Below are 26,435 nucleotides of genomic sequence, written 5' to 3'. Positions count from 1 at the left end.
GGGTCCCTCCCTACTCCTCCCGGCGGCCGCCGGCCCGGGCCTGCGCCCGGCGCAGCACGGCGTCCAGGGAGTCTCCCGCCATCGCCTTCTCCAGAAGGTCCAGCTCCTCGCGGAAGCGGCGCAGGGCCTGGGCGATGCCCTGGCGGTTGGCCCGGCAGATCTGCACCCACAGGTCCGCCGGGCTGGCAGCCACCCGGCGGAATGCCTCGAAGGCTGGCCCCGCGATGGCCGCGGCGCGGTCGCTGGCGGCGGCCACCAGGGCCGCCGCCACCAGGTACGGCAGGTGGCTGACCTGGGCCACCAGGGCGTCGTGGTCCTCGGGGGACAGCAGCACGGGCTGCATCCCCACGCGCTCCACCAGGTCGGTCATGACCGCCACCGCCGCCGGATCGGTGCGCTCGGTGGGCGTGAGGACGAACGGCCGGCCGGCCAGCAGCGCCGCGTCGGCGTGGTGAGGGCCGCGGGCCTCCGAGCCGGCCATCGGGTGCCCGCCGATGTAGCGCACCCGGCCCGGAAGCCGCCGGTCCAGCTCCCGCACGATGGGGGACTTGACGCTCGCCACGTCGCACAGGACGGCGCCCGCCGGCGCCACGGCGGCAACCTCCAGGGTGACGTCCGCCACCGCTTCAGGCGGCACGGCCACCATCACCACCTCGGCGTCCCGCAGCACGCCCGGGTCGTCGCTGACCTCGTCGGCGGCCCCGATCCGGTGCGCCACGGCCCGCGCCTGCGGGTCGAGGTCCACACCGACCACGCGCCGGGCGGCTTTCCGCCCCCGGAGGGCCAGCCCCAGGGAGGCGCCGATGAGGCCCGTTCCCACGATGCCGACGGTGCCGAACGGCTCGCTCACCGGCCCGGGCTCCCGGCCCGATCCTGCGCGGTCCCCGGCGGCTGGGCGGCGGGGGCCTCGACCGCCTGCTGAAGTCGCCGCCCCAGGGCGGCGGCCAGCGGCCGCAGCTCGGCCATCAGCGCGGTGAAGTCGTCGGGGGTCAGCTGCTGAGGGCCGTCGCTGCGCGCCTTCTCGGGATCCGGGTGGACCTCGATGATCAGCCCGTCGGCGCCGGCGGCCACCGCGGCCCGGGACATGGCCCCCACGTACCGCCGCTTCCCGGTGGCCTGGCTGGGGTCCACGATCACCGGCAGGTGGGTCAGCTCCTTGAGCACCGGCACCGCGCTGAGGTCCAGCAGGTAGCGGGTGTGGTTGTCAAAGCCGCGGATGCCGCGCTCGCAGAGAACCACCTGGTAGTTGCCCTCGTTCAGGATGTATTCGGCCGCCAGCAGCAGCTCCTGGATGGTGGCGCTGGGGCCGCGCTTGAGCAGCACCGGGTGGCGCGTGCGGCCCACCTCCCGCAGCAGGGTGTAGTTCTGCATGTTGCGGGCGCCGATCTGGACCATGTCGGCGTAGCGCACCACCAGCTCCAGCTGGTGCGCATCCATGGCCTCGGTCACCACCGGCAGCCCGGTCTGGCGGCGCGCCTCGGCCAGGTGGCGCAGCCCCTCTTCCTCCAGACCCTGGAAGGAGTACGGCGACGTGCGCGGCTTGAAGGCGCCTCCCCGCAGCATCACCGCGCCCGCGGCCTTCACCGCCCGGGCCGTCTGGACGATCATCTCCGGCCCCTCCACCGAGCAGGGGCCGGCGACGACGGTGACGGCGCCGTCGCCGAACCGCACGCCCCGGACGTCCACCACGGTGTTCTGGGGACGGAACTCGCGGCTGACCAGTTTGAAGGGCTGCAGGATGGGGACGACCTTCTCCACACCCGGGGTGGCCTCCAGGGACTGGCGCAGCAGCTCCTTGGTGTGGCTGTCGCCCACCACCCCGATGACGGTGCGCTCCACACCCACCGACAGGTGGGTGCCCAGCCCCGCGTCCTGGATCTTGCGGACCACCGCGTCGATCTGCTCTTTGGTGGCCCGTGGCTCCATCACGACGATCATGGTCCCGCCTCCCGCCGCACGCCCCATGGCGCGTACCCGCGTATGCTCCCAGAAACGCCAACACCTCCCGCCCCCATGGGGCGAGAGGTGTCCACTGCTCCTCCCGCGGTGCCACCCGGATTCCGGTCAGGTCCCGCCCGACCGGCACTCGCGTCCGGATCCGGAGCCTGTCCACCCCGGTCCGTCTCCCCGAATCTCGGCGGGGCGCCGGCGCAGCCTACGGTCCCGGCCCGACGCCGGGGATCGGTGCGCGCCTTGCGGGCCCATTCCCTCGCCGGAGGCCACCGCGTCGCAGCATCCGCGGCTCTCTGAGCGGTCCGCCCGGCGGGTACTCCTCCCGCGCATCGGCCATATGGGAATTGTGGTACGCGTATTATAGCACGCCTGTCAAGGACAGGCCGCTGTCTCCACCTCCGGGCTTCAGCGGCTCGGCGGCCGGCACACCCCGGCGGACGGCGCTGCTCACGCCCTCCGGGTCAGCCTCCGTCCGTCCCCACGGCCTCCAGTGCCCGGGGGAAGTCGGGGAAGGAGATCGCCACCGCCTCGGCTCCGGCAACCGTGACCGGTTCCTCGGCCAGCAGGCCCGCCACGGCGAACGCCATGGCCACCCGGTGGTCTCCCGCGCACTCGACCCGGCCTCCCCGCAGCCGGCCTCCGCGGATCACCAGGCCGTCGGGCCGCTCCTCCACGTCTACCCCCAGCCGGCGCAGGCCGGCAGCCATCACCGCGATGCGGTCGGACTCCTTGACGCGCAGTTCGGCGGCATCGGCAATCTCGGTCACCCCCTGCGCCGTCGCGGCGATGACGCACAGGACCGGGAGTTCGTCGATGACCGACGGGATCGCGTCGCCGGCCAGGCGGATCCCCCGCAGCCTCCGGCCGCGGACCACCACATCGGCGACCGGCTCCCCGCACTGCAGGCGCCGGCCCCGCACCTCGACTTCTGCCCCCATGGCCCGGAGCGCGTCCAGCACCCCGGAGCGGGTGGGATTGACCCCGAGCCCCGGAGCCGTCACCTCGGACCCCGGCCGTGCCGCCGCCGCAGCCAGCAGGAAGGCTGCCGAGGAGATGTCGCCCGGCACCTCGATCCGGTCCGCACGCGGCAGGCCCGGGCGTACCGTGATCCGGTCCCCCGCCCGCCCGACGGGCACGCCCAGCCAGGCCAGCAGCCTCTCGGTGTGGTCCCGGGTGGGAACCGGTTCGACCACCGTCGTCTCGCCGTCCGCAAACAACCCCGCCAGCAGCACGGCGGACTTCACCTGCGCGCTGGGCACCGGCAGGGCGTAGGCAATTCCCCGCAGGGGTCCGCCCGTGATGCGCAGCGGCGGGTACCGGCCTCCTCCCAGCACCTCCACCTGCGCCCCCATCCGGCGCAGCGGTTCGGCCACCCGATCCATGGGGCGGCGGCGCAGGGAGTCGTCCCCGGTGATCTCTGCGGTGAACGGCTGGCCGGCCAGGATCCCGGCCAGCAGGCGCATGGTGGTGCCCGAGTTGCCGGCGTCCAGAGGGCGACCCGGAGGTCGCAGGCGGACGCCGGCGCCCCTCACGGTCACCGTGGTCCCTTCCCGGTGCACCTCCACGCCCAGAGCGCGCAGGCAGGACAGGGTGGACAGGCAGTCGGCGGCCGGCAGGAAGTTGGCGATGGTGGTCTCCCCCGCCGCCAGGGCGCCCACCAGCGCCGCGCGGTGGGAGATGGATTTGTCGCCGCCGACGCGCACCTCCCCGCGCACGGCCGACACCGGGGCCACCGTGAGGTCCATCTCAGCGCCGGTCCCGCCCGGCCAGGTCCGGCCGCAGGACCTCCGCCCCCCGCAGGTAGACGTGGACGATCTCTTCCTGGGCCCGGGCCGTGTTCCACAGGACCAGGACCCGGATGCAGCGCGGCAGGGCGCCGGGCACGGCGATCTCGGTGGCCGACAGCAGCGGGACGGCGGTCCACTGCAACTGGCGCGCCGCCTCGGCGGGGAACGCGGCGGTCAGGTCCGGGGTGGCGGTGAAGAAGATGGCGGCGATCTCATCAGGTTCCACGTTGTTGGCGTCCGCCATCCGCACCAGCAGTTCCCGGGTGGCCTCCAGGATGGCCTCCTCGGAGTCCTCGTCGGCCGTGGTGGCCCCGCGGATGCCACGGATGTGCATGGTCCCTCCCCACCGGACCGGCTCAGGGCGGCCCCGCCCGACGCCCGGCCAGATCCACGGCGGCCCGCACCCCCAGCAGGAAACTCCCCACGCCGAATCCGGCGATCAGCCCCCGGCAGGCCGGCGCCAGGACCAGACCGCTGCGGAACTCGCCCCGGGCCAGGACATTGGTCATGTGCACCTCGACCACGGGTATCCCGATGGCCGCGATGGTGTCGCGCAGGGCGTAGCTGTAGTGGGAGAGAGCCCCCGCGTTGAGGACCACCGCGTCGGCGGTCCGCCGGGCTTCCTGCAGGCGGTCGATCAGCGCCCCCTCGCTGTTGGAGTGGAAGAACTCCACCTCCGCGCCCAGTTCGGCCGCCAGGGCGCTCACCTCCCGCCGCACGTCGTCCAGCGTGTGGCGGCCGTAGATCTGCGGCTCGCGCTCACCCAGAAGGTTGAGGTTGGGCCCGAACACCACCAGCACGCGCATCGGCCAGGACCTCCCGGACCACGGCCTCCGGCACCTCCTGTTCGCTCCGCACGACCCCGATGCCTACCGGGAGCGCAAAGCGCAGGGCGCCCCCGCGCACCTTTTTGTCCAGCCGCAGGGCCCGCAGCAGGCGGTCCGACGGCAGGGGCGGCAGGTGGGTGGGCAGGCCGCAGCGCGCCAGCAGGGCGCGCTGGCGCTCCACCAGGTCGGCGCCCACCAGCCCCAGCCGGTGGGCCAGGGCCGCCTCCACCGTCATGCCGATGGCCACCGCCTCTCCGTGGGTCAGGCGTCCCCACCCGGCGACGGACTCCACGGCGTGCCCCACGGTGTGGCCGTAGTTCAGCGCGTGGCGCGGTCCCAGGTCGCGCTCGTCGGATTCCACCACCCGCGCCTTGACCGCAGCGCACCGCCGGACCACCTCGACCAGAGCCGCCGGATCGCGGCCCGTCACCTGGGGGAGGTTCTCTTCCAGAAAGGGGAACAGGTCGGGGTCGCCCACCACCGCCGTCTTGACCACTTCCGCCAGGCCGCTGCGCAGCTCCCGGTCGGGGAGGGTCCGCAGGAACCGGACGTCGCAGACGACCAGGGCGGGCTGGTGGACTGCCCCTACCAGGTTCTTGGCCCCGGCGTGGTTGACCGCCGTCTTGCCCCCGATGCTGCTGTCCACCATGGCCAGCAACGTGGTGGGCACCTGCACCACCCGCAGACCCCGCATGTAGGTGGCGGCCACGAACCCCGCCAGGTCGCCCACCACCCCGCCGCCCAGCGCCACCACGGTACTGTCCCGCGCCGCCTGCGCCCGGGCCAGGGCGGTGTACAGCCGCCCGGCCTGTTCCAGGCTCTTGGAGCGCTCTCCGGGAGGAACCGCCGCCACCGTCACCCGGTACCCGGCGGCGCGCAGGACCCGCGGGACGCGGTCGGCCGGCTCCCGCAGCAGGTGCCGGTGGGTGATGACCACCACCTGCGGCCCCGCCCCCATCCCCTGGAGGTCGAACCCCAGCAGGGAGGAGATGCCGTCACCCACGTGCACCGGATAGCTCCGCGCCCCCAGGCTCACCGGCACCGTCTGCCTCTCCCGGCGGGCCAGGAACCCCAGGATGGTGTCCACCACCCGGTCGGGGGAGACCGACGCGACGTCCACCACCAGGTCGGCGTCCCGGTACAGGGGCCGGCGCTGGTCCAGCAGCCTTTCGACCGCGTCCCGGACGGCGCCTCCCGCCAGCAGGGGACGCCCCCGACCATCACCCAGGCGGCGGGCGAGCACGTCCGCCGGCGCCGTGAGGGCCACGATCCACCCCGTGCGCCGGAGGCGCGACATGTTCTCCGCCCGCAGCACCACCCCTCCCCCGGTGGCAATCACCACCTCCCGCCGCTCGGCCACCCGCGCCACCACCGCGGATTCCACGTCCCGGAAATATGCCTCCCCGCGGCGGGCGAAGATCCGCGCCACGGGAACCCTCTCCCGGGCCTCCACGGCGCGGTCGGTGTCCACGAACGCCCACCCCAGGCGGCGGGACAGCCGCCGGCCCACCTCGCTCTTGCCGGTCCCCATGAAGCCGATCAGGACGACGTTACGCATGCTGCCCACGATGCCCCGGGTCCGATGTCCGGCGCGGCGGAGTCCGCCCCCGAGAACCCCACAGGCGGCCTGAGGCTCCGCATCCCGCACGCCGGGCCTCCTCGGTCAGAGGCTCCCCAGCCGCCTCCGGTACGCCTCGTAGGCGGCGCGGATGTCGGCCACGCTGTCCGCACCGAACTTCTCCAGGAACGCGTCGGCCAGCACGTAGGCCACCATCGCCTCGGCCACCACGCCCGCCGCCGGCACGGCGCAGACATCGCTGCGCACCACGGTGGCGGCGGCCGGCTCCTTGGTCACCAGATCCACCGACCGCAGAGGACGCATGAGAGTCGACAGCGGCTTCATGGCGCCGCGCACCACCAGAGGACCTCCGGTGGTGACGCCGCCCTCGGTGCCCCCCGAGCGGTGCGTCTCGCGGTAGAACCCGCGCTGGGGATCCCAGAAGATCTCGTCGTGGGCCTGCGAGCCTGGCCCGCGGGCGATCTCGAACGCCCGGCCGATCTCCACGCCCTTCACCGCGTGGATGGACGCCACCGCCTGGGCCAGCCGGCCGTCCAGGCGGCGATCCCAGTGCGCGTAGCTTCCCAGCCCCGGCGGCACGCCCAGCGCCACCACCTCGAAGACTCCCCCCAGGGTGTCCCCGCGGCGGCGGGCATCCTCGATGGCCTCGCGCATGCGCGCTTCGGCCTCGGGGTCCACGCACCGCACGTCGGACGCCTCGGCCAGGGCGGGCATGTCCTCCCACCGTGGCGGGCGGGCGGTAGCCGCGATGCCCCCGATCTCGACCACGTGGCTGAAGATGGTGATCCCGAACTCGCCCAGCAGCCTGCGGCACACGGCCCCGACCGCGACGCGCGCCGCCGTCTCCCGCGCGCTGGCCCTCTCCAGAGCCCGGCGGGCGTCGGTGAACCCGTACTTCTGCACACCCACCAGGTCGGCGTGGCCCGGCCGCGGGCGGGTGAGGGGAGGCTCGGCGGCGCGCACGTCGCGGTTCCCGATCCGCAGGGCCACGGGACCGCCGGTCGTCTCGCCGCCCATGACGCCGGCGAGGATCTCCACCGCGTCCGCCTCCAGCTTCATGCGGCCGCTGCGGCCAAACCCCGCGCGTCGCCGCGCCATCTGCGGGAGGATGTCCTCCTCGCTGAGGGCCAGACCCGCGGGCATCCCTTCCAGGATCGCCACCAGAGCCCGCCCGTGAGACTCGCCGGCCGTCAGGAACCGCAGCACGCCCATCTCATCCGCCCAGTCCCACCGCCCGGCGCATCACGTCCACCGGGGCCGGGCGGTCCGTCCAGATCTCGAAACTGCGCGCCCCCTGGTACACCAGCAGGGCCAGCCCGCTCACGGCGCGCGCGCCGGCCGCCTCGGCGGCCCGCAGCAGGCGGGTTCGCGGCGGCGTGTACACCATGTCCAGCACCACCATCCCCGGACGGAAGGCGTCCGCCACCGCCTCCAGCCACCCCGCGTCCGGACGGGGCGTGTCCCCGCGGTCCAGAGACGCGGCGGTGGCGTGCACGACCACATCGGCGGAGGTGGCCGCGCGGCGGAGACCTTCGGGCTCCAGGCCCAGCACCTCCACCGCGCAGTGGGGGGCCGCCTCCCGCACCGCGCCGGCCGCCGCGCGAGCCCGCGCCCCACTGCGGTTGGCGATCATCACCCGCCGCGCCCCCGCCTCGGCCAGAGCCACCGCCGCCGCCCGCCCGGCGCCGCCCGCCCCCAGGATCAGGGCTACGCAGCCGTCCACCCCGCCACCCGCCGCCGCCAGCGCGTCCAGCACCCCGAGGGCGTCGGTGTTGAAACCCTCCAGCCGCCGGCCCCGGATGCGGATGGTGTTCACGGCCCCCGTCCGCCGGGCCAGCGGATCCAGGGCATCCACCAGCAGCGCCGCGGTTTCCTTGTGAGGGACGGTGACGTTCAGGCCGGCCATCCCCAGCGCGGCCGCGCCGCGCAGGGCATCGGCCAGCGCGGCGGCGTCCACTCGGAAGGCCACATACCGCCAGTTCATCCCCAGGGCCTCAAAGGCGGCGTTATGCATGGCCGGAGACAGCGAGTGGGCCACCGGATCGCCCACCACGCCCACCAGGGTTGTGCGGCCGTCAATGGCGGCCATTGGCACACATTATAGCGGAGCCGCCGGCCGGACCGCGGGGGGCGGCTCCAGGTGATCGGTGTCGTTGATCGCCAGGATCCGGCCGCTTCTCTCGGCGATGTCCACCACGTTGACGCAGCCGGGGGCCTGCTGGAACCGCGAGTAGGAGGCCAGGGGAGCGCCCAGCAGGGTCAGCAGCACCAGCCGGTTCACGCCGCCGTGGGCCACCACCGCCACGGCGGCCCCCGGATGCGCCCGCGCGATGCCCGCCACCGCCTCCATCACCCGCTGGCGGGCCTGCTCCAGCGGCTCACCGCCGGGGATGCGGATGAGGTCGGGGCGGGCCTGCCTCCGGGGCAGGAGGGAGGCGTAGCGGCGCTCCACCTCCTCGGCGGTCAGGCCTTCCCACTCCCCGAACCCGACCTCCCGCAGGCCGTCCACGACCCGCGGCGCCAGCCCGCAGGCCGCCGCCACGATCCGGGCGGTCTGGGCGGCGCGCCGCAGGGGGCTGGTGTACACGGCCGCGACCCGCGCCGCCCGCAACCGCCCGGCCAGATGCCGCGCCTGCTGCGCGCCGGCCTCCGACAACGGCGGGTCGGCCGCGCCCTGCCAGCGGTGCTGCGCGCTCCAGACAGACTCGCCGTAGCGGACCAGGTAGAGGCGGGTCACGTCCGGGACCGGGCACCCGGAGCCGCCGGCCGGGTCGGCGGCGTCACGCGGACCGGCGCGGCCGGCGCCCCCGCGGGGCCGAGCCTCCGCGCGGTCCACCATCGGCGACGCGGCCCCGCATGGCGGCCAGGTACTGGCGGTAGTACTGCTCGACGGTCCGCCGGCTGATCCTCAGCGGCGGGGAACTCTCGGGTCGGATCCCCCCGCTGAACGTGCGGGGGATGTGCAGCAGCTCGTGGATGATCACCCGATCCTGCTCCTCCCGGCGCAGCCGGTCGAACGCAGGCACCATGAACTCGATGACGTAGTGGGCCGGGAGGCGCAGGGCCCTCTGAAACACCGGCGGCAACCCCCAGATGCGGGCCAGGGCATTGGCCCGGGATCCCGTCACCCGCACGCAGCGAACGCGGGCCGGGTCGATGTAGTCGAGCCTGAGGGCGGCGACGATGCGGCGCAACCGGGCAGCCAGATCGCCGGCGGGATGCCACTGCATGGGATATCCAACCTCCGGGATCCATGGAAACGTTGGACCCGCGCGCCGGTAACTCCTGCCGGCATCGGCGCGCTCCGCCGCGGGCGGGGCGCATCCCGCCCGTCGTCCTCAGCGCGGCGGGGTCCGTGACGCGCGCCGGCGGTGACGCGGATGCTCGAGCGGCCGCCACCGCGGCCGCTCCTCCGGATCCAGCCGCCGGTAGCAGTCCCCGCACAGCACCGCCCCCTCCTCTACGGCGGTCTCGTCGGGATCGAGCAGCAGATCCCGCTCGGTCCCCTCGAACCACTCCCCGGCCCGGGGGCCTCGATGCCCGCACACGGCGCACACCAGAGTGGTCATGGTCCTCCTCCCGCCGGTCCGCCCGCCTCCAGGGCGATCTCCAACCTCCGGTTCACCCGCCCCTTGTTCTCGGTCCTGGTGATCCGCAGCCGGCCGATCTCGGCCGTGCGGGCCACGTGGGTTCCGCCGTCGGCCTGCGCGTCGAACCCGTCGATCTCCACGACCCGCACCTCCCGGATCTCCTCGGGCAGCCGCGCCCGCGCCAGGCGCATGAGGTCCGACCGCTCGAACTCCTCCCGAGAGACCCACCGCACCCGGATGGGCCTGTCCTCGGCGATCACCCGGTTGGCCTCCGCCTCGATGGCGGCCACCCGCGCCGGGGAGAGATCCTCCAGGGAGAAGTCCATGCGGGCGCGGTCGGGGTAGATGGCGCCGCCGGTGACCCGGGCGCCGTACAGCCGGTAGATCACGCCCACCAGCACGTGCAACGCCGTGTGATGCCGCATGATGGCGTAGCGCCTGGGCCAGTCCAGCGCGCCGCGCACCGGCGTGCCCTCGGCGGGCGGGGAGCCGTCCAGGACGTGCCAGACAGTCTGCCCGTCCCGGCGCACCTCCACCACCGGCGCCGTGCCCGTCGCCCACCTCACCACCCCCACGTCGGCGGGCTGGCCCCCGCCGCCGGGGTAGAAGGCGGTGGCGTCCAGGGCCACCGCCGACCCCTCCACGGCCGTCACCGCCGCGTCGAACTCCCGCAGATAGGAGTCGGCCAGGTACAGCAGGCGGGTGGCGGGCGGAGGGCTTCCCATCACATCACCCCTCCCGATGCACCAATCACCCGGAAGATGACGTCCCGCTCCCACGGCCCGCGCGCCAGCGGGGGCAGGTGCTCCACCTGGAAGAACCGCGCCTCCAGGATCCCCGGCCCGGGAGACGGCGGGCGGTCCGCCTCGCACCGGAAGTGAAACGTCAGGCGCCAGACATCGTCCACGGTGGATTCCACCTCGGCCAGCACCACGTCCTCGGGGTCCAGGCCCACCTGCTCCCGCAGGGCCCGCCGGGCGGCCGAGGCGGGAGGCTCGCCGAACCGCAGGCCGTCCCCCACCAGCCGCCAGCCGGGCGCCCCATCGGGAGGCGCCGCGGGCCGCACGAGCAGGACGGCGCTGTCGGCCACCACCACCACGTCGGCAACCAGGCTGTGAATCCCGCAGGAGCGGGCGTCCATCCGCCCTCCCGGTTCCCCTCAGCCCCGCAGCGCCCCCGCCAGGATCCCCCGGATGAAGTACTTGCCCAGGGCCAGAAAGACCCCCAGGGGCACCAGGACCGTGACGAGGGCCGCCGCCATCTGGAGATTGTACAGCGCCACGTAGCTGCCCTTCACCTCCGCCAGCTTCACCTGCACGGTGGTCGTGTAGGGCGACGAGAGGGTGAGGGCCAGCAGGAACTCGTTCCACACCTGGATGAACACCAGAATGGCTGTCGAGGCATACCCCGGCAGCGACACCACCGAGACGATCCGGAAGAAGATCTGCAGCCGGGAGGCCCCGTCCACCTCCGCCGACTCCTCCAGCTCCCGGGGCACGGAGAAGAAGAACGTGGCCATCAGGACCGCCGCCAGGGGCACGTTGAGGATGAGATAACTCAGGATCAACCCCGCGTGGGTGAGGGCCAGCCGGGCGGCCGCCACGATCTGCACCAGCGGGATCAGGACCGCCTGATAGGGCAGGTACAGGGCGATGGCCAGCAGCACGAACAGCGTCCGGGTGATGGGCCACCGGAACCGGGCCAGGAAGTATCCGCCCAGCCCTCCGATGAACACCGCCAGGGCGGTGACGGTGGCCGCGATCACGGTGGAGTTCACCAGCGACGGCCACACGAGCCGCAGGGCGGTGGCGTAGTTGGCCACCTGCCAGCTGCCCCCGGGTACCAGGTACTGGCGCTGGGTGATCTCCAGGGGCGTCTTCAGCGACGTGACCACCATCACGTACACCGGGAGCAGGTAGGCGACCGACAGGGCCGCCACCGTGATGGCCACCAGCGCCCGCAGGGGAAGATCCCGCCGCCTCATTCAAACCACCGCTGCAACGCGTACACGGTGTAGGGGATGATGATGAGGAAGGCCAGGGCGAAAATCACCACCGCCAGCCCCGCGCCCAGGGCCACCAGGTGCTGCTGGAACGTGGCGATGAACTGAAACAGGGCCAGCACGTCGGTGGCGTAGCCCGGGCCGCCGAACGTGACCACGTAGACGATGTCGAAGACCTTCAGGGCCGAGATCAGCAGCAGCGACACCACGATGAGGATGCCGCCCCGAATGTTGGGCAGGACGACCGCCGTGAGGATGCGCAGCCGGCCCGCGCCGTCCAGCATCGCCGACTCCACCATCTCCTGCAACTCCACGCTACGCAGCGATGCCTGCAGGATGAGCACCGTCAGGCCCAGGTACTGCCAGACAAAGATCACGATCAGCCAGTAGGTGGCGGTGGCCGGATCGGTGGTGTATCCACCCGCCAGGCGGTCCAGCCCCACGCTGCGCAGCAGCGTATTGAGGACCCCCCGGTCGGGCTGGTACATCCACGACCAGATGGTCCCCGTGACCACGAACGACATGGCCGCGGGGTAGAGGATCAGCGTCCGCAGGTAGGCCTCCAGCCCCCGCGCGGGCCCGATCTCCAGCAGGTAGGCCACGGCCAGGCCCACCGCCACCGTGGGGGCCACGCCCAGGGTCAGCCAGCGCAGGTTGTTGCCCACGTCCACCCAGAACCGGTCCAGGCTGACCATGAGCCGGTACCACCGCAGCCCGGCAAATCCGTACCGGGGCGCGGTGCCCTGCCAGTCGGACACCGACACGTAAAACGTCCACGCCAGCATCGCGTAGAGGATCACCAGGAACACCAGCAGGGGCAGGGCAAACGGCGCCGCCTCGGCCACGCGGCGTCGCGAGACGGGCGAGGGGAGGGCGGGCACGGGCACAGATCCGGCGGGGCGTGACTGGGGGACGACGCGGGGGCGGCGCGGGCCCCCGCCCTGCGGGACCCGCGCCGCCCCCGTCAGCCTACGGCCACCGGTACCAGGCAGCTCCGTCCCTGACGTTGTAGGTCGTGAACAGCTCAGCCACCCGCCGCACGGTGGCCGAGACATCCGGCTTGGCGGTAAACGCCGCCGCCACGTCCCAGTAGGCCTGGGTGAAGCTGAAGGGCGCGATGCTGCCGTGCTGGTCCAGGATCAGCTTGCCCGGGTTGGCGCGCACGAAGGTCTGCAGCTCCTGCCGGATGGGGTCGGGGAACCGGGACGGCTCGATGTCCAGCCGCGCGAACAACCCGCCCTGGGTGACGTCGGTGGGGACCTGCAGCTCAGGCGACGCCACCACCCGCAGCCAGTCCCGGGTGGTGCGCGGGTGCGGCGCCCCCTTGGCCAGGCCGTAGGTGTCCGGGTGGAAGAGCAGGATGCGGTCGGGCTTCTGGGGGAAGGTCACCGCGCCGAAGTCCCGCCCCGGCTCCCACCCGCGGCTCTTGAAGTACCCGATGGCCCAGGTGCCCATCAGGACCATCGCCGAATCCCCCGAGACCACCAGGCCGCAGGACTCGTCCCAGGTCAGGCCGGCGTGGAAGGGGTAGATGTACGGGGCCAGCTGCGCCAGCCTCTCCAGGGCCCGCCGGTACGTCGGGTCGGTGGCTACGTCCACCTCGCCCTTGTACAGCCGGACGTAGTACTCGGGCCCGCCTTCCTCCAGGAGGATGCTGTCCAGGACGAACGCCGCCTCCCACTTCTCCTTGGTGCCCAGGGCCAGGGGCGCCATGCGCGGGCGGGCCGCCTTGATGGCCCGGGCCACCGCCAGCAGCTCGTCCACGGTAGTGGGGGGCGTCAGCCTGAGTTCGTCAAAAAGCTTCTTGTTGTAGTACAGGATGTTCTGGATGTGCATGTTCAGCGGCACCACGTAGGGGTGTCCGTCGATGGTCACGGCGCCCAGCAGCGGCTTGGGGATGGCATCGGCGTAGTTGAGCTCGGCGTAGAGGTCATCCAGGGGCGTCAGGTAGCCTCCGTCCACGTAGGACTTCAGCTCGGCCCCGCCCAGGGTCTGCCACGTGTCGGGCGGGATCCCCGCCGACAGCCGGGCCTGGAGGACCACCCGATGGCTGACCCCTCCGCCGCCGGCCACGGGGTTTTCCACCACCTGGATGTCGGGGTACTTCTCCCGCAGCGCCTGGAACATGGCGTCGGCGGCCTCCCGTTCGCCCCCGGCCGTCCACCAGTGGAAGATCTCCAGCTTGCGCTCTTCCGGCGCAGGCGCGGCCGCCCGCCGCTGGCCCGCCCAGTAGCCCGCGCCGCCGGCCACCAGGGCGGCGACAATCACCGCCACAACGACCGGCCCCCACGGAGCCCGCGATGCCCCGTTGCTCACGGATCTCACCTCCGGCACCGGACGCACTCGATCCCCCACAGAGAGAGATCGGGGATCACCTGTGCCTTCGGTGCGGGCCCAGGATTCCCTCCCCCACACCCGGACGGGCGTGGAGTCCTATGACGCCAGGCTCCTGTGCACCACCACCAGGCCGTCGGGGCACCAGGGGTGCGGGCTCCACCGCGCCGCGAACGCCAGGAGCGCGGGATCGGGGGTGAACGCCACCAGGCGCGCCGGGCGGGCCCGCTCCACCACCCGGCCCACCGCCGCCTGCTGCCCGTCGGGCGGGCCCTCCACCCACGACAGGACCGCCACATCCCCCCGGCGGGCGTACACCGCCACCGCCGCCTCCGCCCCCTCCGGACGCCGCGCCACCACCACCCGGCCGTCGCGGGCCAGCCCGCGCACGAGCTCGGGCACCAGCCGGCGGAACCGCCACCCCAGGGGAATCAGACCCGCCCAGGCCGCCAGCACGCGGCTGCTGCCCGCCAGCCGCATCACGTCGGCCGCACCCGCGGGGGGGAGGACCTCCGCCGTCAGGTCCGGGGGCAGGCCGGAGGCCGGCGCGGACACCACCGCGCAGCGCGCCAGGGGGCGGTAGCCCGCCCGCTCGACCACGGCGCGGGCGGCGTGCGCGTGAGAGGGGACTCCGGCGCGCATCGCGGCGGCGCCGTAGCGCCGCGCCACCGCCTCCGCCTCCTGGATCAGGCGGGAGCCGATGCCGCGGCCCCGGGCCTGCGGATCCACCCGGAGATTTTCCATCCATGCCTCGGCGCGGCCGACCATGCTGACATGGATGCCCCCGACCACCCGTCCGTCGTCGACGGCCACCAGTTCGGCCCCGGGTTCCTCACTCCACGCCTGCCACTCCTCCGGAGCGGCCTCCGTCCCCCCGACCACACGGGGCAGAGGGACCACCGAGGGGTCTGCCAGTCGGACGGTTACGGGCACGGGCGGACAGATGGGGGCGAAGAGACGGCGCCGGCATCCGCCGGTGCCATCACGGACGCGCGTCTGACTCCGCCAGGCGGCGGAGGTCGGCCAGCAGGGCGGCCTCGGCCAGCAGGACGAACACCAGCAAGGACAGACGCACAAACGCCTGGCGCACACGCGCCGGGAGCCCGCGGGCTTCCATCAGGCCCACCACCACGTGGCCGCCGTCCAGCGGGTACACCGGAAGAAGATTCATCAGGCCCAGCCCCAGGTTCACCGCCCCGGCAACGCGGCCCACCGCACCCGCTCCGTGCCGGGCAGCCCCCGCCAGCGCCGCGAGCGCGCCCACCACCCCGCTGATCTCCAGGGGGCGCGAGCCCGTCCGGGCGGGAGCCGGGTGCCCCCGCAGACCCAGGAGCAGCGCCAGGCCCGCCGCTACGTTGGCCAGGGGGCCTGCCAGGAGCACGGGGATCCGCCGGCGCACCGGCAGGGTCTCCGTGTCCACGGCGGCATAGCCTCCTACCGGCAGCACCCGCAGGACCACGGGAATGCCCCGCAGGGCACCCCGCAGCAGCGGCGGGCCGAACCCCACGCCCACCTCCCGCACCCGGCCCCCCAGGCGCAGCGCCGCCCAGGCGTGGGCCAGCTCGTGCAGGGCCACGGTGGCGCCGATCACGCCCGCGGCCGCCAGGCTGCGACGCAGCGAGGACCGCCGCATGTCAGTCCCGGGCGGGGATGCGCGCCACGGCGGCGAGGGTTTCGCCCTCGCCCAGCTTCAGCACCCGGACGCCCTGGGCGTGGCGGCCCAGCACCGGAACCTGGGAGACGGGAATCCGGTTGAACACCCCGCCGGTGGTCCCCAGCAGGATCTCGTCGTCGTCGTCCACCGCCCGCACCCCGACCACCGGACCGGTCCGGGCCGTGACCTTGATGTTGATGACGCCCAGGCCCCCGCGGCTCTTCAGGGGGTAGTGGCCCACGGGCGTGCGCTTGCCGAGCCCCTGCTCGGTAACCGTGAGCAGGGTGCGGCCCTCGCGGGCGTCGGCCACGCCCACCACCTCATCCCCCTCCCGCAACCGGATGCCCCGCACCCCCCGGGCCGAGCGGCCCATCTCCCGCACCTGCCCCGCCCGGAAGCGGATGGCCCGCCCCTGGCGGGTGGCCAGGACGATGTGGGTGTCCTTGCCGATCAGCTTCACGTCCACCAGGCTGTCGCCCCGGTCCAGGGTGATGGCGAAAATCCCGGCCCGCTTGGCATTGATGAACTCCATCAGCCCGGTGCGCTTGACCACGCCCCGGCGGGTCACCATGAACACGCTGCCCTCGTCCTCGAAGGACCGCAGGGCAATCATGGCGTTGATGCGCTCGCCCCCGGCCAGCGCCAGCAGGTTCACCAGCGCCGTGCCGCGGGCCGTGCGGCCCGCTTCGGGGACCTCGTGGGCTTTCATCCGGTAGACCTTCCCCCGGTCGCTGAAGAGCAGCAGGAAGGCGTGGTTGGTGGTGGTCAGCACCTGCTGCACGTAGTCCTCTTCCCGGGTGGGGGCGCCCAGCACCCCCCGGGTGCCCCGGCGCTGCAGCCGGTAGGTCTCCAGGGGCTGGCGCTTGATGTAGTTCTGGTGGGTCAGGCTGATGACCACGTCGGCGTCGGGAATCAGGTCTTCGGCCTCGAACTCCTCGGCCTCCTTGCTGGTGATGCGCGTGCGGCGCGGGTCGGCGTATTTCTCCTTGATCTCCAGCAGCTCCGTACGGATGGCGGCCATGATCAGGCGCGGCCGCGGGGTGTCGGCGTCCTTCAGCATCTCCCGGTACCGGGCGATGTCCTTGACCAGCTGGGCGTGCTCCTGGTCAATTTTCTCCCGCTCCAGCTGGGTGAGCCGCTGCAACCGCATGTCCAGGATCGCGTCGGCCTGCCGCTCGCTGAGCCGGAACTTCGCCATCAGCCCCCGCCGGGCCGCGGGAACGTCGGGGGCCTTGCGGATCAGGGCGATGACCGCGTCCAGGTGGCGGAGGGCCACCTTCAGCCCCTCCAGGATGTGGGCCCGCTCTTCCGCCCGCGCCAGCTCGAACCGGGTCCGCCGGATGACCACCGCGCGGCGGTGGCGCAGGAAGTGCTCCAGCATCTCCCGCAGGGTGAGGGTGCGGGGCACCCCGTCCACCAGGGCCAGCAGGTTGGCCCCGAAGGTGGTCTGCATCTGGGTGTGCTTGTACAGCTGGTTGCGCACGATCTGGGGGTTGCTGTCCCGGCGCAGCTCCACCACGATGCGCATCCCGGACCGGTCCGACTCGTCCCGCAGGTCCGACACCCCCACCAGCTTCTTGGCCCGCACCAGGTCGGCGATCCGCTGGATGAGGGCCGCTTTGTTGACCATGAAGGGCAGTTCGGTGATCACCACCGCCGTGCGCCCGCCCCGCAGCTCCTCGATCTCCGCCTTGGCGCGCACGGTGATGCTGCCCCGGCCGGTGGTGTAGGCTGCCCGGATCCCGTCCCGGCCCAGGATGATGCCGCCGGTGGGGAAGTCGGGACCCTTGATGATCCGGAAGAGGTCGTCGTCGCTGATCTTGGGCGTATCGATGAGGGCCACCAGGCCGTCCACCAGCTCCCCCAGGTTGTGGGGGGGGATGCTGCTGGCCATGCCCACGGCGATGCCCGCGGCCCCGTTCATGAGCAGGTTGGGAATCCGGGCGGGCAGGACCACCGGCTCGCGCTCGAACTCGTCGTAGTTGGGGGCGAAGTCCACCGTGTCCTTGTCGATGTCGGCCAGCAGCTCCAGGGCCAGCGGCGTGAGGCGGCACTCGGTGTAGCGCATGGCCGCCGGCGGGTCGCCGTCCACGCTGCCGAAGTTCCCCTGGCCATCCACCAGAGGGTAGCGGAACGACCACGGCTGGGCCATGCGCACCAGCGCTTCGTAAATGGGCGCGTCGCCGTGGGGGTGGTACTTCTTCATGACGTCGCCCACCACCGCCGCGGACTTGCGGTAGGGACGGTCGGGGCGCAGCCCGGCCTCCAGCATTCCGTAGAGGATGCGCCGCTGGACCGGCTTCAGACCGTCCCGCACGTCGGGCAGGGCCCGGCTGACGATCACCGACATGGCGTAGTCGAGGTAGGAGGTCTTCATCTCCTCCTCGATGGGCTTGGGGACGATCCGGGTCTCGTCGGCGAGAGCCATGGGGTCTCCTTGCGGCAGGACCGTGGGGCCGGGCCCCTCCGGTTCAGATGTCCAGGTTGCGCACCTCCCGGGCGTACCGCACGATGAACTCGCGCCGGGGCTCCACGTCTTCTCCCATGAGCTTGCTGAAGATCTCGTCGGCGGCGGCCGCGTCCTCCACCTCCACCCGCAGGAGGGTCCGGGTCGCCGGGTTCATGGTGGTCTCCCACAGCTGCTCGGGGTTCATCTCCCCCAGCCCCTTGTAGCGCTGCACCTCGGGGCGCAGGCCGCGGCGCTCGAACTCCTTGACCACCACCTGCCGCTCCTCGTCCGAGTAGGCGTAGCGCCGCTCCTTCCCGGCCCGGATCAGGTACAGGGGAGGCTGGGCGATGTAGACCTTGCCGTGCTCGATCAGCGGGCGCATGTACCGGTAAAAGAAGGTGAGCAGCAGGGTGCGGATGTGGTTGCCGTCCACGTCGGCGTCGCACATGATGATGACCCGGTCGTAGCGGCGCTCCTCGAACTTGAACTGGTCCCCGAACCCGGTCCCCAGGGCGGTGATGATGGCCCGGATCTCCTCGTGGGAGACCATCCGATCCTGCCGGGCCTTTTCCACATTGAGGATCTTGCCCTGGATGGGCAGGATGGCCTGGAACTGGCGGTCGCGCCCCTGCTTGGCGGAGCCGCCGGCGCTCTCGCCCTCCACGATGAAGATCTCGCTGCGCTCGGGGTCGCGCTCCACGCAATCGGCCAGCTTGCCGGGCAGCGGCGAGACCTCCAGGGCGCTCTTGCGCCGCACCAGCTCCCGGGCCTGCTTGGCCGCCTCCCGGGCCCGCGCCGCCGTCAGGGCCTTGGAGACGATCCGCCGGGCGTCCGCGGGGTGGGTCTCCAGCCACTCGGCCAGCCAGTCCCCGAACACGGACTCCACCAGGCCCTTGATCTCGGTGTTGCCCAGCTTGGTCTTGGTCTGACCCTCAAACTGGGGCTCGGGCAGCTTGAGGCTGAGGACCGCCGTCAGCCCCTCCCGCACGTCGTCGCCCGCCAGGGTGGGGTCGCCGTTGCGCAGGGCACCCGTCCGGCGGGCGTAGTCGTTGATCGCCCGGGTCAGGGCCGACCGGAACCCCGCCAGGTGGGTCCCCCCCTCGGTGGTGGGGATGGTGTTGACGTAGGTGAGCATGTGCTCCAGGTAGGTGTCGGTGTACTGCAGGGCGCACTCGATCTCCACCCCGTCCCGCTCCTTGAGCATGTGCAGGACCGGCGTGAGGGCCTCCCGGGAGCGGTTCAGGGTGGCCACCAGCTCGGCGATCCCGCCCGCGTGGCGGAAGACCTTCTCCTGCCCGGTGCGCTCGTCCCGCAGGGTGATCTGCAGGCCCTTGGTCAGATAGGCGATGTCGTCCAGCCGCCGGGCGATGGTGGCCGCGTCGAACTCGGTCGCCGTCATCACCGTGGGGTCGGGCTTGAAGGTCACCCGGGTTCCGGTCCGCCGGGTGCTGCCGACCGCCTGCAGGGGGGTGGTCTTGCGCCCGCGGGCAAAGCGCTGCTTCCAGGCCTTGCCGTCGCGCCACACCTCCACCTCCAGCCACTCGGAGAGGGCGTTCACCACCGAGACTCCCACCCCGTGCAGGCCGCCGCTGATCCGGTACCCGCCGCCCCCGAACTTGCCACCCGCGTGCAGGGTTGTGAGCACGACCTCCACCGCGGGGCGGCCGATCTTTGGGATGGGGTCCACGGGGATGCCAGCGCCGTTGTCGATCACCGACGCGCTGCCGTCGGCGTGCAGGATCACCGCGATCTCGGTGCACCGGCCCGCCAGGGCCTCGTCGACGGCGTTGTCCACGACCTCATACAGCAGGTGGTGCAGGCCGTCGGGGCCCGTGCTGCCGATGTACATGGCCGGGCGCTTGCGGACGCCCTCCAGCCCCTCCAGGACCTGGATCTGCTCGGCGGTATAGGGCGTGGACGATGGGTTGGTCGGCATGGTCGTCTCCGTCCGGGAGAGAGGCCCCGGGCCGGGGCCCGTCAACAAAGCGGGAGGGGCCTCCGACCTCCGGTGCCCCTCCCTGGCCCGATGCTCTCTACGAGCACGTTTTATCCTATCACGGCCGCAAAACCCCCGTCAACGCAGGCCCGGCGCGGCCGTCCCTCGCCCCAGGGTTTCCAGGCGCCGCCTGACCGCCTCCACGGACAGGGAGCAGGCCACGGCCCGCGTCCGGGTCACCACCACCGACCTGCACGGGCCGGCTGCCCCTCCCCCGGCACCCTCCAGACGGTCCAGCAGGGGCCCGTTGAGCGGCGACGACCGCAGGGTGCGGATATCCAGGACGGCCACCACATCGTCCGCCCGCACCACCGCATCCTGCCCCAACGACACGTATGCCTTCACTCTCTCCCCCGCCCTCCGGCGCCCTCCCTCCGGCCGATCCGCACCCGCATCTCCTCCAGGACGGGACCTCCCAGGTGGCGGTTGAGCCCGGCCAGCAGCCCGGACCGGCGGGCCGTCAGCTCCTGCACCCACCCGGCTTCGTCCACCTCCACCAGGAGCGTGCGTCCGCGGATGCCCACCGGGCGGCTGTGGGCCGCCGCTTCGCCGCCCACCACCTCCGCCCACGCCTGCTGGACCAGGGCCTCCCAGGCGGCGCGCTCCACACCCAGGGCGGATGCCGCATTGAGCAGGATCGTCCTAAGGGAGGTGAGCTGGCTGCGCCTCAACGGTGCCGCCCTCCACAACGTACACCGCCGCCCCACCGATCCCGCCGGCCGCCTGCGGCGTGGTCGCCGTCAGCAGGACCTGCGCCCCCTCCACCGCCGCCAGCAGCCGCTCCCGACGCGGCTCGTCCAGGACCTGCAGCACGTCGTCCAGCAGCAGCACCGGGTCTTCGCCTGTCTCCTCCCGCAGGATCCGGTGCTCGGCCAGCCGCAGGGCCACCACCGCCGCCCACTGCTGCCCCCGCGAGCCAAAGGAGCCCAGCAGCCGCCCGCCCACCTCCAGGGACACTTCGTCCCGGTGGGGACCCACCAGGGTCTGTCCCCGGGCCCGCTCGGCCGCCCGCCGCGCCGCCATGGCGCGCCGGGCGGCCGCCACCATCTCCGCCTCGCCACTCCCCGCCAGATCCGGACGGTAGGAGACCTGCAGCGCGGCCTGTTCGCCCGTCAGGTCGCCATAGGCGCGCGCGGCCGCGCGCGCCAGCCGGGACGCCAGTTCCCGGCGCCGGGAGGTCACGGCTGCCCCCAGGGTGGCCACCTGCTCGTCCCAGGGTTCCAGGGCCACCGGCGCGGCGCCCGTCCGGAGCAGGCGGTTGCGCTGGACCACCGCCCGCACGTACCGCTGGCTCAGGTCGAAGTACGCGGGGCTCACCTGAACCAGCACGCGGTCGATCAGGCGCCGCCGCAGGACGGGCGGGCCGATGACGACCTGGATGTCGTCGGGGGACACCAGGACGCAGGGCATCCGCCCCAGCAGGTCGGACCGGCGCCCCGGCACACCGTTGACGCGGATCTCCTTCCACAACCGTCCCGCCGCCGGCGACGCCGCATCCCGGCGCAACAGGACGTCGACCTCGACGGGCCGCCCGCCCTGCACGCCGCTCACCTGCACCCGCGCCCAGCTCTCTCCTGCGGCAATCACCTCCGCATCCTGGCGGGCGCGGTGGGACCGCCCCGTGGCGGCCATCCCCACCGCCTCCAGCAGCGACGTCTTGCCCTGGGCGCTGCGGCCCACGAACACATTGGCCCCGAAGGACAGCGCCACATCGGTCCGGCGGTGGTTGCGGAAGTTAACCGCCCGCAGCCGCGCGAGCCTCACCCGCCTCCTCCCGACGAACTTCCAGGACGTGGGGGCCCACCTCGACCACGTCGCCCGGTCGTATCTGTCTCGCCCGGCGCCGTTCTATGACCCCGTTCACCTTCACCAGGCCGCGGCGGATCATCTCCTTGGCCTGCCCTCCGGTGGCGGCCACCCGCGCCCACTTCAACAGCGCCCCCAGGGTGATGGTGTCCGTGTGAATGATCACCGCCCGTCGCACGGCCATCCGGGAGCGGCGGGCTACCCGTACACGCGCACCGGGGCCAGGACGTACACGTAGTCGCCGTGGTGGGTCGGCCGGATCACCCCCGGGCTGAGGGAACCGGTGAGCTCCACGGAAACCTCGTCGGCCTCGATGGCGTTCAGGCAATCCAGCAGGTAGCGGGCATTGAAGGCGGCCTCGACCACCTCGCCCTCCGCCTCCACCTCCACCTCCTCCCGGGCACGGCCGACCTCGGGCGTATTGGAGGTGATGGTGAGCGTACGGCCCCGGGCCGCCAGACGCACCACGTTGGCCGAGTCCCGGGCCGTGATGGCTGCCCGGCGCACCGCCCGCAGCAGGCGCTCGGTGCGCGCGCGGATCCGCTGCTTGACGGCCTGGGCCTCCGGGATCACTTTCTCGTAGTTGGGGAACTGCCCGCTGATGATCCGCGAGAAGACCCGCAGGCCGGGGACAGAGAAGATCACCTGCGTATCCGCCAGCGCGATCTGCACCTCCGCTTCGACCCCGGCCAGCGCCCTGGACAGTTCCTGCAGCGCCTTGCCCGGGACGATGACCCCCACCTTCTGCCGGGCCGGGCGCTCCAATACCGTCCTGCGCAACGCCAGGCGCCCGCCATCGGTGGCCACACACCGCCCTTCCTCGCCGTCAAAGACCATGTACACCCCCGTCAGAAACGGACGGGTTTCATCCGTGGAGACCGCAAAGATCGTCTGGGAGATCATGGTGCGCAGGATCCCCGCGTCAACGGAAGCGACGGGATCTCCGTCCACTCGGGGAAGGGTGGGGAAATCGGCCGGCGGCAGCCCGAGGATTTCAAATTCGCTGGCCTCGCAGGTGATCCGGCACTGAGGCGTCCCTTCCTCCGCCCGGATCTCCACAGTTGACGCCGGCAACTGCCCCACGATCTCCGCCAGCAACCGCGCCGGCGCCGTTGCCTGACCGCCGTGTCTGACCTCTGCGCCCATCTCCGCCTGGATCGCCAGTTCCAGATCCGTGGCGGTCATCCGCAGCCGTTCGTGGCCCGTTTCCAGCAGAACATATCCCAGAATGGGCATTGTCGTCCGGGCAGACACCGCACGGCTGACCAGGCCGACGGTTTTTGCCAGCGCTGTCTGCGCACAGGCTACCCACATGAGGAGTCCTCCTAGTTATAATTATTATTTAACTTCATCGTCATCGTCGTAAGGGTGTGGATTGTGTGGATAGTGCCTCAACCGCGTTCACGATACCAGCAGCGGAGGTCGGGGACAACCTGTGCGAAAAGGGGCGGCGGATATCCACATGGGAGGGATGGGAAGACACGGTCAGCCGGTTATCCGCAGGGTGTCGATGAGTTTGCGCAGCGTGGCGGCAAAATAAGGGTCGCGGGAAAGGACGGCTTTGACCCGCTCGCAGGCGTGCATCACCGTGGTATGGTCGCGGCCGCCGAACTCCTCGCCGATGCGCGGCAAGGATGCGTCGGTGAGTTCGCGGGCCAGATACATGGCCACCTGCCGGGGGAAGGCAATGCCCTTGGTCCGCCGTTTGGCCCGCATCTCTTCGACCCGCAGGCCGAAGTGTTCGGCGACGACCTTCTGGATCAGCGGGATGGTGACGACGCGGGGAGCGGTGGCCGGGAGCAGCTCTTTGAGGATCTCGGCGGCCAGGTCCACGGTCATGGGGGCGCGGGTCAGGGTGGCGTAGGCGACCACGCGTACGAGCGCGCCTTCCAGCTCGCGGATGTTGGACTGGATGCGCTGGGCGATGTATTCGGCGACCTCGTCGGGAACGTTCATGCCGTCCAGCTCGGCTTTCTTGCGCAGAATGGCGATGCGGGTCTCCAGGTCGGGAGGCTGGATGTCGGCGATCAGACCCCACTCAAAGCGCGAGCGCAGCCGGTCTTCGAGGGTGGGGATTTCCTTGGGTGGCCGGTCGCTGGTGATGATGATCTGGCGGCTGGCCTCGTGGAGCGTGTTGAACGTGTGGAAGAACTCTTCCTGGGTGCGTTCCTTGCCGGCGAGGAACTGGATGTCGTCGATGAGGAGCACGTCGACGTTGCGGTACTTGGTCCGGAATTCCAGGGTGCGGTCGTCGCGGATGGCGTTGATCAGCTCGTTGGTGAACTTCTCGCTGCTGATGTAAGCCACCCGGGTCAGGTGGTGCCTGTGGATGACGTGGTGGCCGATGGCCTGCAGCAGGTGCGTCTTGCCCAGGCCCACGCCCCCGTAGATGAACAGGGGGTTGTATGCCCGGGCGGGGGCCTCGGCGACGGCCATGGCCGCGGCGTGGGCGAAGCGGTTCCCCGAGCCGATCACGAAAGTGTCGAAGGTGTACTTGGGCGACAGGGGAAGGCCCTCCGGCATCCGCGGCGCGGAGGCCGGTGGAGCCGCCGGGGGAGGGGTCGTCTCGGCCACCGTGAGGTGGACGGACACCGGTCGGGCCAGGACCTCCTGCAGGGCGGTGTGGATGAGGCCTGAGAAGCGGGATTCCACCCACTCCTTGGCCAGGCGGGTAGGGACGGAGAACACGAAGGTGTCGTCGGTCAGGGCCACGGGGACCATGGCCTTGACGAACGACTCGTAACTGGGCTTGCTCAGCCGGCCCTCGATGCGCCGGAGGGCGGCCTGCCACACGCCCGCTGCGGATGAGGTGTCGACGGCCATCGCATACCTCCCCCGAAGTGTCGGCGCCGCAGGGCGTCTCAGGCGGAGAAGACGGCGCCCAGCGCGGCGATGCCTTCCTCGGTCAGCGTGCGGCGCCCGGCGGACTTGTTGTCCACCAGGCGGCGACGTTCCAGCATCCGGAGCTCCCGGTAGGCCGTGCTCTGGCTGACGCCGAGCTCCTTGGCGACTGCCGACGGACCGGCGGACCCCAGCTCGGCGATCAGGAGCAGGACCTTCTTCTGCCGGGGGCTGAGGTCAGGGCCGCGGGCGGGCGCGTCAGGCTCCCGCGCCGGCACCCGGGCACCTTCGGGGTGCGCCGTCAGGGTGACCACCGTCCCCGCGCCCAGGTTGTCGTCGATGGTGAGGGTTCCGCCCAGCAGGGCCATCTGCTCCCGGGCCAGCGGCAGGCCGGCTCCCACGCCGCGGATCAGGCGGCGGAGGTCGGCGGTGGCGGTGGTGAATCCGGGCTGTAATGCTCGCTCCTTGTCGGCGATCCCGGGGCCCCGGTCGGAGACCCGGATCGTGTTGCCGGAGTCCAGGATGCTGATCACGGCGTCCTGGAAACGCGCGTGCGCCAGATTCTCGACGACCTCCCGCACGGCCACCAGCGGGATCCGACCGCCCAGGTCCCGGGCCAGGGTGTAGGCGCGGGACGCCGCCTCGCTGACCAGTTCCTCGACATCTTGCGCGCGCACCACCAGCACCCGGGGTGCCGCCAGCGGAGAGTCGTACACGGCCACGCGAATCTCCGGCAGGCCGCTGTCGCGCGGACCGGCGGTGTCCACCGTCGCTTGCGCCGCCTCCGGCACGGGGGTCATCCCGCCGGGGCGTCCGGGGGCGCGGCGGCCGGAGGCCGCAGGCCACGCGATGTCTGTGATGGAGACGAACTCCGGTGTTGGCCGAAGGAAGGAGAAGTCCTACCGCCGCCTCCGCCGGGCATGGAGATTTCACGAGAGCCGGTGACCATGCGCCCGATGACCACGCTTGTGGACTTGACGTCCGGGAAGCATCGCGGATTTCTCGCCCCGGCCTCATCTGTCCTGCCGAACATGGGTGTGGCCCGCCCCTCCAGACGGCACGTCTGACGCGGCCGCCAAGCGATGTCCACAGGGAGTGCCGATGCTGTGGATATCCGGGAAGGGCGCGCGCGGAGCGGGTGACAAACCGGGCGGGAGCCACCCGGGAGGGGAGGCAGGCGGGGCCCGCCTCTGGGAAAATTGTGGACAACACCCCCCGTTGTCCCCAGGTTACGCACAGCACGGTCATGGGCCCGCCGTTGTTGGGGGGATGGAGAACGTGCTATAGTGGCCACCGCCCCCGACCGCGCGGACGCGCTGGGGGTGAAACGGTGGCCGTCTACGGAGGTGCGGGGTGAAGCGGACCTACCAGCCACGGGTGCGCAAGAGGAAAAGGACACACGGATTCCGGGCGCGCATGCGGACACCCGGGGGCCGCAACGTCCTGCGCCGGCGGCGCGCCAAGGGCCGGTGGACGCTCGTTCCGCGCTAGGGCCTGCGTGAGGCGGGCTGCAGTCCGGAAGGCCTTTTTAGGCCGCGTGGTATCCGGGGCGTTTCCCGACCCCCCGCCGGATGTGGAGACCCCGCAGAATTCCCCGGCCGCAGACGCCGCCCCGGC

28 protein-coding genes are annotated in these 26,435 nt (G+C 72.3%); 1 reads left to right on the top strand and 27 read right to left on the bottom strand.

All coding sequences use genetic code 11. From position 1 onward, the window contains the following. Nucleotides 1-10 precede the first annotated feature (10 nt). The 27 genes from RB150_01115 to RB150_00985 all read right to left on the bottom strand — a co-directional run bounded on the left by RB150_01115 (nucleotide 11) and on the right by RB150_00985 (nucleotide 25,618). Entirely contained in the window at nucleotides 11-850 is an 840-nt protein-coding gene (locus RB150_01115; protein MDQ7819143.1) for a prephenate dehydrogenase, read from the bottom strand. Then, nucleotides 847-1,938, bottom strand: a complete 1,092-nt coding sequence (gene aroF, locus RB150_01110; protein MDQ7819142.1) for a 3-deoxy-7-phosphoheptulonate synthase — start codon at nucleotides 1,936-1,938, stop codon at nucleotides 847-849. Before aroF ends, RB150_01115 begins: the two co-directional genes overlap by 4 nt. Nucleotides 1,939-2,414: 476 nt before the next feature. Next, complete coding sequence (gene aroA, locus RB150_01105) at nucleotides 2,415-3,698, bottom strand: 3-phosphoshikimate 1-carboxyvinyltransferase (GenBank protein MDQ7819141.1); 1,284 nt, start codon at nucleotides 3,696-3,698, stop codon at nucleotides 2,415-2,417. Nucleotide 3,699: 1 nt separating this feature from the next. Further along, complete coding sequence (gene aroH, locus RB150_01100; GenBank protein MDQ7819140.1) at nucleotides 3,700-4,074, bottom strand: chorismate mutase; 375 nt, start codon at nucleotides 4,072-4,074, stop codon at nucleotides 3,700-3,702. A 22-nt stretch (nucleotides 4,075-4,096) separates the two neighbouring features. Further along, nucleotides 4,097-4,546 carry a type II 3-dehydroquinate dehydratase gene (locus tag RB150_01095; protein ID MDQ7819139.1) on the bottom strand — a complete coding sequence of 150 codons (450 nt, stop codon included), beginning with the start codon at nucleotides 4,544-4,546 and terminating at the stop codon, nucleotides 4,097-4,099. Next, on the bottom strand, nucleotides 4,500-6,125 hold the full coding sequence (gene aroB / locus RB150_01090) for a 3-dehydroquinate synthase (GenBank protein MDQ7819138.1): 1,626 nt from the start codon (nucleotides 6,123-6,125) through the stop codon (nucleotides 4,500-4,502). Before aroB ends, RB150_01095 begins: the two co-directional genes overlap by 47 nt. 105 nt (nucleotides 6,126-6,230) lie before the next feature. After that, entirely contained in the window at nucleotides 6,231-7,352 is a 1,122-nt protein-coding gene (aroC, locus tag RB150_01085) for a chorismate synthase (protein MDQ7819137.1), read from the bottom strand. 7 nt (nucleotides 7,353-7,359) lie between these two features. Further along, nucleotides 7,360-8,235 carry a shikimate dehydrogenase gene (aroE, locus tag RB150_01080; GenBank protein MDQ7819136.1) on the bottom strand — a complete coding sequence of 292 codons (876 nt, stop codon included), beginning with the start codon at nucleotides 8,233-8,235 and terminating at the stop codon, nucleotides 7,360-7,362. Nucleotides 8,236-8,244: 9 nt separating this feature from the next. Then, a complete protein-coding gene (locus RB150_01075) occupies nucleotides 8,245-8,883 on the bottom strand; it encodes a histidine phosphatase family protein (GenBank protein ID MDQ7819135.1) in 639 nt (212 codons plus the stop codon). 43 nt (nucleotides 8,884-8,926) lie between these two features. Continuing rightward, nucleotides 8,927-9,376: a putative metallopeptidase gene (locus RB150_01070; GenBank protein MDQ7819134.1), complete on the bottom strand. Its 450-nt coding sequence runs from the start codon at nucleotides 9,374-9,376 to the stop codon at nucleotides 8,927-8,929. A 108-nt stretch (nucleotides 9,377-9,484) separates the two neighbouring features. Continuing rightward, on the bottom strand, nucleotides 9,485-9,715 hold the full coding sequence (locus RB150_01065) for a hypothetical protein (GenBank protein MDQ7819133.1): 231 nt from the start codon (nucleotides 9,713-9,715) through the stop codon (nucleotides 9,485-9,487). Continuing rightward, entirely contained in the window at nucleotides 9,712-10,461 is a 750-nt protein-coding gene (locus RB150_01060) for an alanyl-tRNA editing protein (protein MDQ7819132.1), read from the bottom strand. The genes RB150_01065 and RB150_01060 overlap by 4 nt, the downstream gene beginning before the upstream one ends. Beyond that, nucleotides 10,461-10,877 carry an NUDIX domain-containing protein gene (locus tag RB150_01055; GenBank protein MDQ7819131.1) on the bottom strand — a complete coding sequence of 139 codons (417 nt, stop codon included), beginning with the start codon at nucleotides 10,875-10,877 and terminating at the stop codon, nucleotides 10,461-10,463. The genes RB150_01060 and RB150_01055 overlap by 1 nt, the downstream gene beginning before the upstream one ends. An 18-nt stretch (nucleotides 10,878-10,895) precedes the next feature. Next, the gene (locus tag RB150_01050; protein ID MDQ7819130.1) at nucleotides 10,896-11,720 is read right to left on the bottom strand and encodes a carbohydrate ABC transporter permease; all 825 of its coding nucleotides are present in this window, start codon (nucleotides 11,718-11,720) and stop codon (nucleotides 10,896-10,898) included. After that, nucleotides 11,717-12,583 carry a sugar ABC transporter permease gene (locus RB150_01045; protein ID MDQ7819129.1) on the bottom strand — a complete coding sequence of 289 codons (867 nt, stop codon included), beginning with the start codon at nucleotides 12,581-12,583 and terminating at the stop codon, nucleotides 11,717-11,719. The genes RB150_01050 and RB150_01045 overlap by 4 nt, the downstream gene beginning before the upstream one ends. Before the next feature lie 124 nt (nucleotides 12,584-12,707). Continuing rightward, the gene (locus RB150_01040) at nucleotides 12,708-14,054 is read right to left on the bottom strand and encodes an ABC transporter substrate-binding protein (protein MDQ7819128.1); all 1,347 of its coding nucleotides are present in this window, start codon (nucleotides 14,052-14,054) and stop codon (nucleotides 12,708-12,710) included. 117 nt (nucleotides 14,055-14,171) lie between these two features. Beyond that, nucleotides 14,172-14,972, bottom strand: coding sequence for a GNAT family N-acetyltransferase (locus RB150_01035; protein MDQ7819127.1), 801 nt, complete (start codon nucleotides 14,970-14,972; stop codon nucleotides 14,172-14,174). A gap of 82 nt (nucleotides 14,973-15,054) precedes the next feature. Continuing rightward, nucleotides 15,055-15,705: a site-2 protease family protein gene (locus tag RB150_01030; protein ID MDQ7819126.1), complete on the bottom strand. Its 651-nt coding sequence runs from the start codon at nucleotides 15,703-15,705 to the stop codon at nucleotides 15,055-15,057. Nucleotide 15,706: 1 nt separating this feature from the next. Then, the gene (gene gyrA / locus RB150_01025) at nucleotides 15,707-18,154 is read right to left on the bottom strand and encodes a DNA gyrase subunit A (protein ID MDQ7819125.1); all 2,448 of its coding nucleotides are present in this window, start codon (nucleotides 18,152-18,154) and stop codon (nucleotides 15,707-15,709) included. Between the two features lie 43 nt (nucleotides 18,155-18,197). Continuing rightward, a complete protein-coding gene (gene gyrB, locus RB150_01020) occupies nucleotides 18,198-20,111 on the bottom strand; it encodes a DNA topoisomerase (ATP-hydrolyzing) subunit B (GenBank protein ID MDQ7819124.1) in 1,914 nt (637 codons plus the stop codon). Nucleotides 20,112-20,249: 138 nt separating this feature from the next. Next, entirely contained in the window at nucleotides 20,250-20,516 is a 267-nt protein-coding gene (locus RB150_01015; protein ID MDQ7819123.1) for a hypothetical protein, read from the bottom strand. Beyond that, nucleotides 20,513-20,842 (bottom strand): DUF721 domain-containing protein, encoded by a 330-nt coding sequence (locus RB150_01010; protein MDQ7819122.1) that lies wholly within the window; start codon nucleotides 20,840-20,842, stop codon nucleotides 20,513-20,515. Before RB150_01010 ends, RB150_01015 begins: the two co-directional genes overlap by 4 nt. Then, the gene (gene recF, locus RB150_01005; protein ID MDQ7819121.1) at nucleotides 20,814-21,935 is read right to left on the bottom strand and encodes a DNA replication and repair protein RecF; all 1,122 of its coding nucleotides are present in this window, start codon (nucleotides 21,933-21,935) and stop codon (nucleotides 20,814-20,816) included. Before recF ends, RB150_01010 begins: the two co-directional genes overlap by 29 nt. Then, complete coding sequence (locus RB150_01000; GenBank protein ID MDQ7819120.1) at nucleotides 21,907-22,161, bottom strand: RNA-binding S4 domain-containing protein; 255 nt, start codon at nucleotides 22,159-22,161, stop codon at nucleotides 21,907-21,909. Before RB150_01000 ends, recF begins: the two co-directional genes overlap by 29 nt. Before the next feature lie 14 nt (nucleotides 22,162-22,175). Continuing rightward, nucleotides 22,176-23,291 carry a DNA polymerase III subunit beta gene (gene dnaN / locus RB150_00995; protein MDQ7819119.1) on the bottom strand — a complete coding sequence of 372 codons (1,116 nt, stop codon included), beginning with the start codon at nucleotides 23,289-23,291 and terminating at the stop codon, nucleotides 22,176-22,178. Between the two features lie 171 nt (nucleotides 23,292-23,462). Continuing rightward, nucleotides 23,463-24,800, bottom strand: a complete 1,338-nt coding sequence (dnaA, locus tag RB150_00990) for a chromosomal replication initiator protein DnaA (GenBank protein MDQ7819118.1) — start codon at nucleotides 24,798-24,800, stop codon at nucleotides 23,463-23,465. Nucleotides 24,801-24,838: 38 nt separating this feature from the next. After that, nucleotides 24,839-25,618, bottom strand: a complete 780-nt coding sequence (locus tag RB150_00985; GenBank protein MDQ7819117.1) for an ATP-binding protein — start codon at nucleotides 25,616-25,618, stop codon at nucleotides 24,839-24,841. A 553-nt stretch (nucleotides 25,619-26,171) separates the two neighbouring features. Here RB150_00985 and rpmH point away from each other — a divergent pair. Beyond that, nucleotides 26,172-26,309 (top strand): 50S ribosomal protein L34, encoded by a 138-nt coding sequence (gene rpmH, locus RB150_00980; GenBank protein ID MDQ7819116.1) that lies wholly within the window; start codon nucleotides 26,172-26,174, stop codon nucleotides 26,307-26,309. Nucleotides 26,310-26,435: the final 126 nt, after the last annotated feature.

The organism is Armatimonadota bacterium, from assembly GCA_031081675.1.
In the GTDB taxonomy this organism is placed as follows: Bacteria; Sysuimicrobiota; Sysuimicrobiia; order Sysuimicrobiales; family Kaftiobacteriaceae; genus Calidihabitans; species Calidihabitans tengchongensis.
This window is presented reverse-complemented; position numbering and strand designations above follow the sequence as displayed.

What these genes read in the sequence shown, in the direction of transcription:
- aroE (MDQ7819136.1), bottom strand. Translation starts at nt 8,235, where the DNA reads ATGGCCGCCATTGACGGCCGCACAACCCTGGTGGGCGTGGTGGGCGAT.
- dnaN (MDQ7819119.1), bottom strand. Translation starts at nt 23,291, where the DNA reads ATGTGGGTAGCCTGTGCGCAGACAGCGCTGGCAAAAACCGTCGGCCTG.
- RB150_01070 (MDQ7819134.1), bottom strand. Translation starts at nt 9,376, where the DNA reads ATGCAGTGGCATCCCGCCGGCGATCTGGCTGCCCGGTTGCGCCGCATC.
- aroB (MDQ7819138.1), bottom strand. Translation starts at nt 6,125, where the DNA reads ATGCGTAACGTCGTCCTGATCGGCTTCATGGGGACCGGCAAGAGCGAG.
- RB150_01095 (MDQ7819139.1), bottom strand. Translation starts at nt 4,546, where the DNA reads ATGCGCGTGCTGGTGGTGTTCGGGCCCAACCTCAACCTTCTGGGTGAG.
- aroH (MDQ7819140.1), bottom strand. Translation starts at nt 4,074, where the DNA reads ATGCACATCCGTGGCATCCGCGGGGCCACCACGGCCGACGAGGACTCC.
- RB150_01050 (MDQ7819130.1), bottom strand. Translation starts at nt 11,720, where the DNA reads ATGAGGCGGCGGGATCTTCCCCTGCGGGCGCTGGTGGCCATCACGGTG.
- RB150_01065 (MDQ7819133.1), bottom strand. Translation starts at nt 9,715, where the DNA reads ATGACCACTCTGGTGTGCGCCGTGTGCGGGCATCGAGGCCCCCGGGCC.
- gyrA (MDQ7819125.1), bottom strand. Translation starts at nt 18,154, where the DNA reads ATGGCTCTCGCCGACGAGACCCGGATCGTCCCCAAGCCCATCGAGGAG.
- RB150_00985 (MDQ7819117.1), bottom strand. Translation starts at nt 25,618, where the DNA reads ATGACCCCCGTGCCGGAGGCGGCGCAAGCGACGGTGGACACCGCCGGT.
- dnaA (MDQ7819118.1), bottom strand. Translation starts at nt 24,800, where the DNA reads ATGGCCGTCGACACCTCATCCGCAGCGGGCGTGTGGCAGGCCGCCCTC.
- RB150_01055 (MDQ7819131.1), bottom strand. Translation starts at nt 10,877, where the DNA reads ATGGACGCCCGCTCCTGCGGGATTCACAGCCTGGTTGCCGACGTGGTG.
- aroF (MDQ7819142.1), bottom strand. Translation starts at nt 1,938, where the DNA reads ATGATCGTCGTGATGGAGCCACGGGCCACCAAAGAGCAGATCGACGCG.
- RB150_01060 (MDQ7819132.1), bottom strand. Translation starts at nt 10,461, where the DNA reads ATGGGAAGCCCTCCGCCCGCCACCCGCCTGCTGTACCTGGCCGACTCC.
- RB150_01000 (MDQ7819120.1), bottom strand. Translation starts at nt 22,161, where the DNA reads ATGGCCGTGCGACGGGCGGTGATCATTCACACGGACACCATCACCCTG.
- aroA (MDQ7819141.1), bottom strand. Translation starts at nt 3,698, where the DNA reads ATGGACCTCACGGTGGCCCCGGTGTCGGCCGTGCGCGGGGAGGTGCGC.
- RB150_01030 (MDQ7819126.1), bottom strand. Translation starts at nt 15,705, where the DNA reads ATGCGGCGGTCCTCGCTGCGTCGCAGCCTGGCGGCCGCGGGCGTGATC.
- gyrB (MDQ7819124.1), bottom strand. Translation starts at nt 20,111, where the DNA reads ATGCCGACCAACCCATCGTCCACGCCCTATACCGCCGAGCAGATCCAG.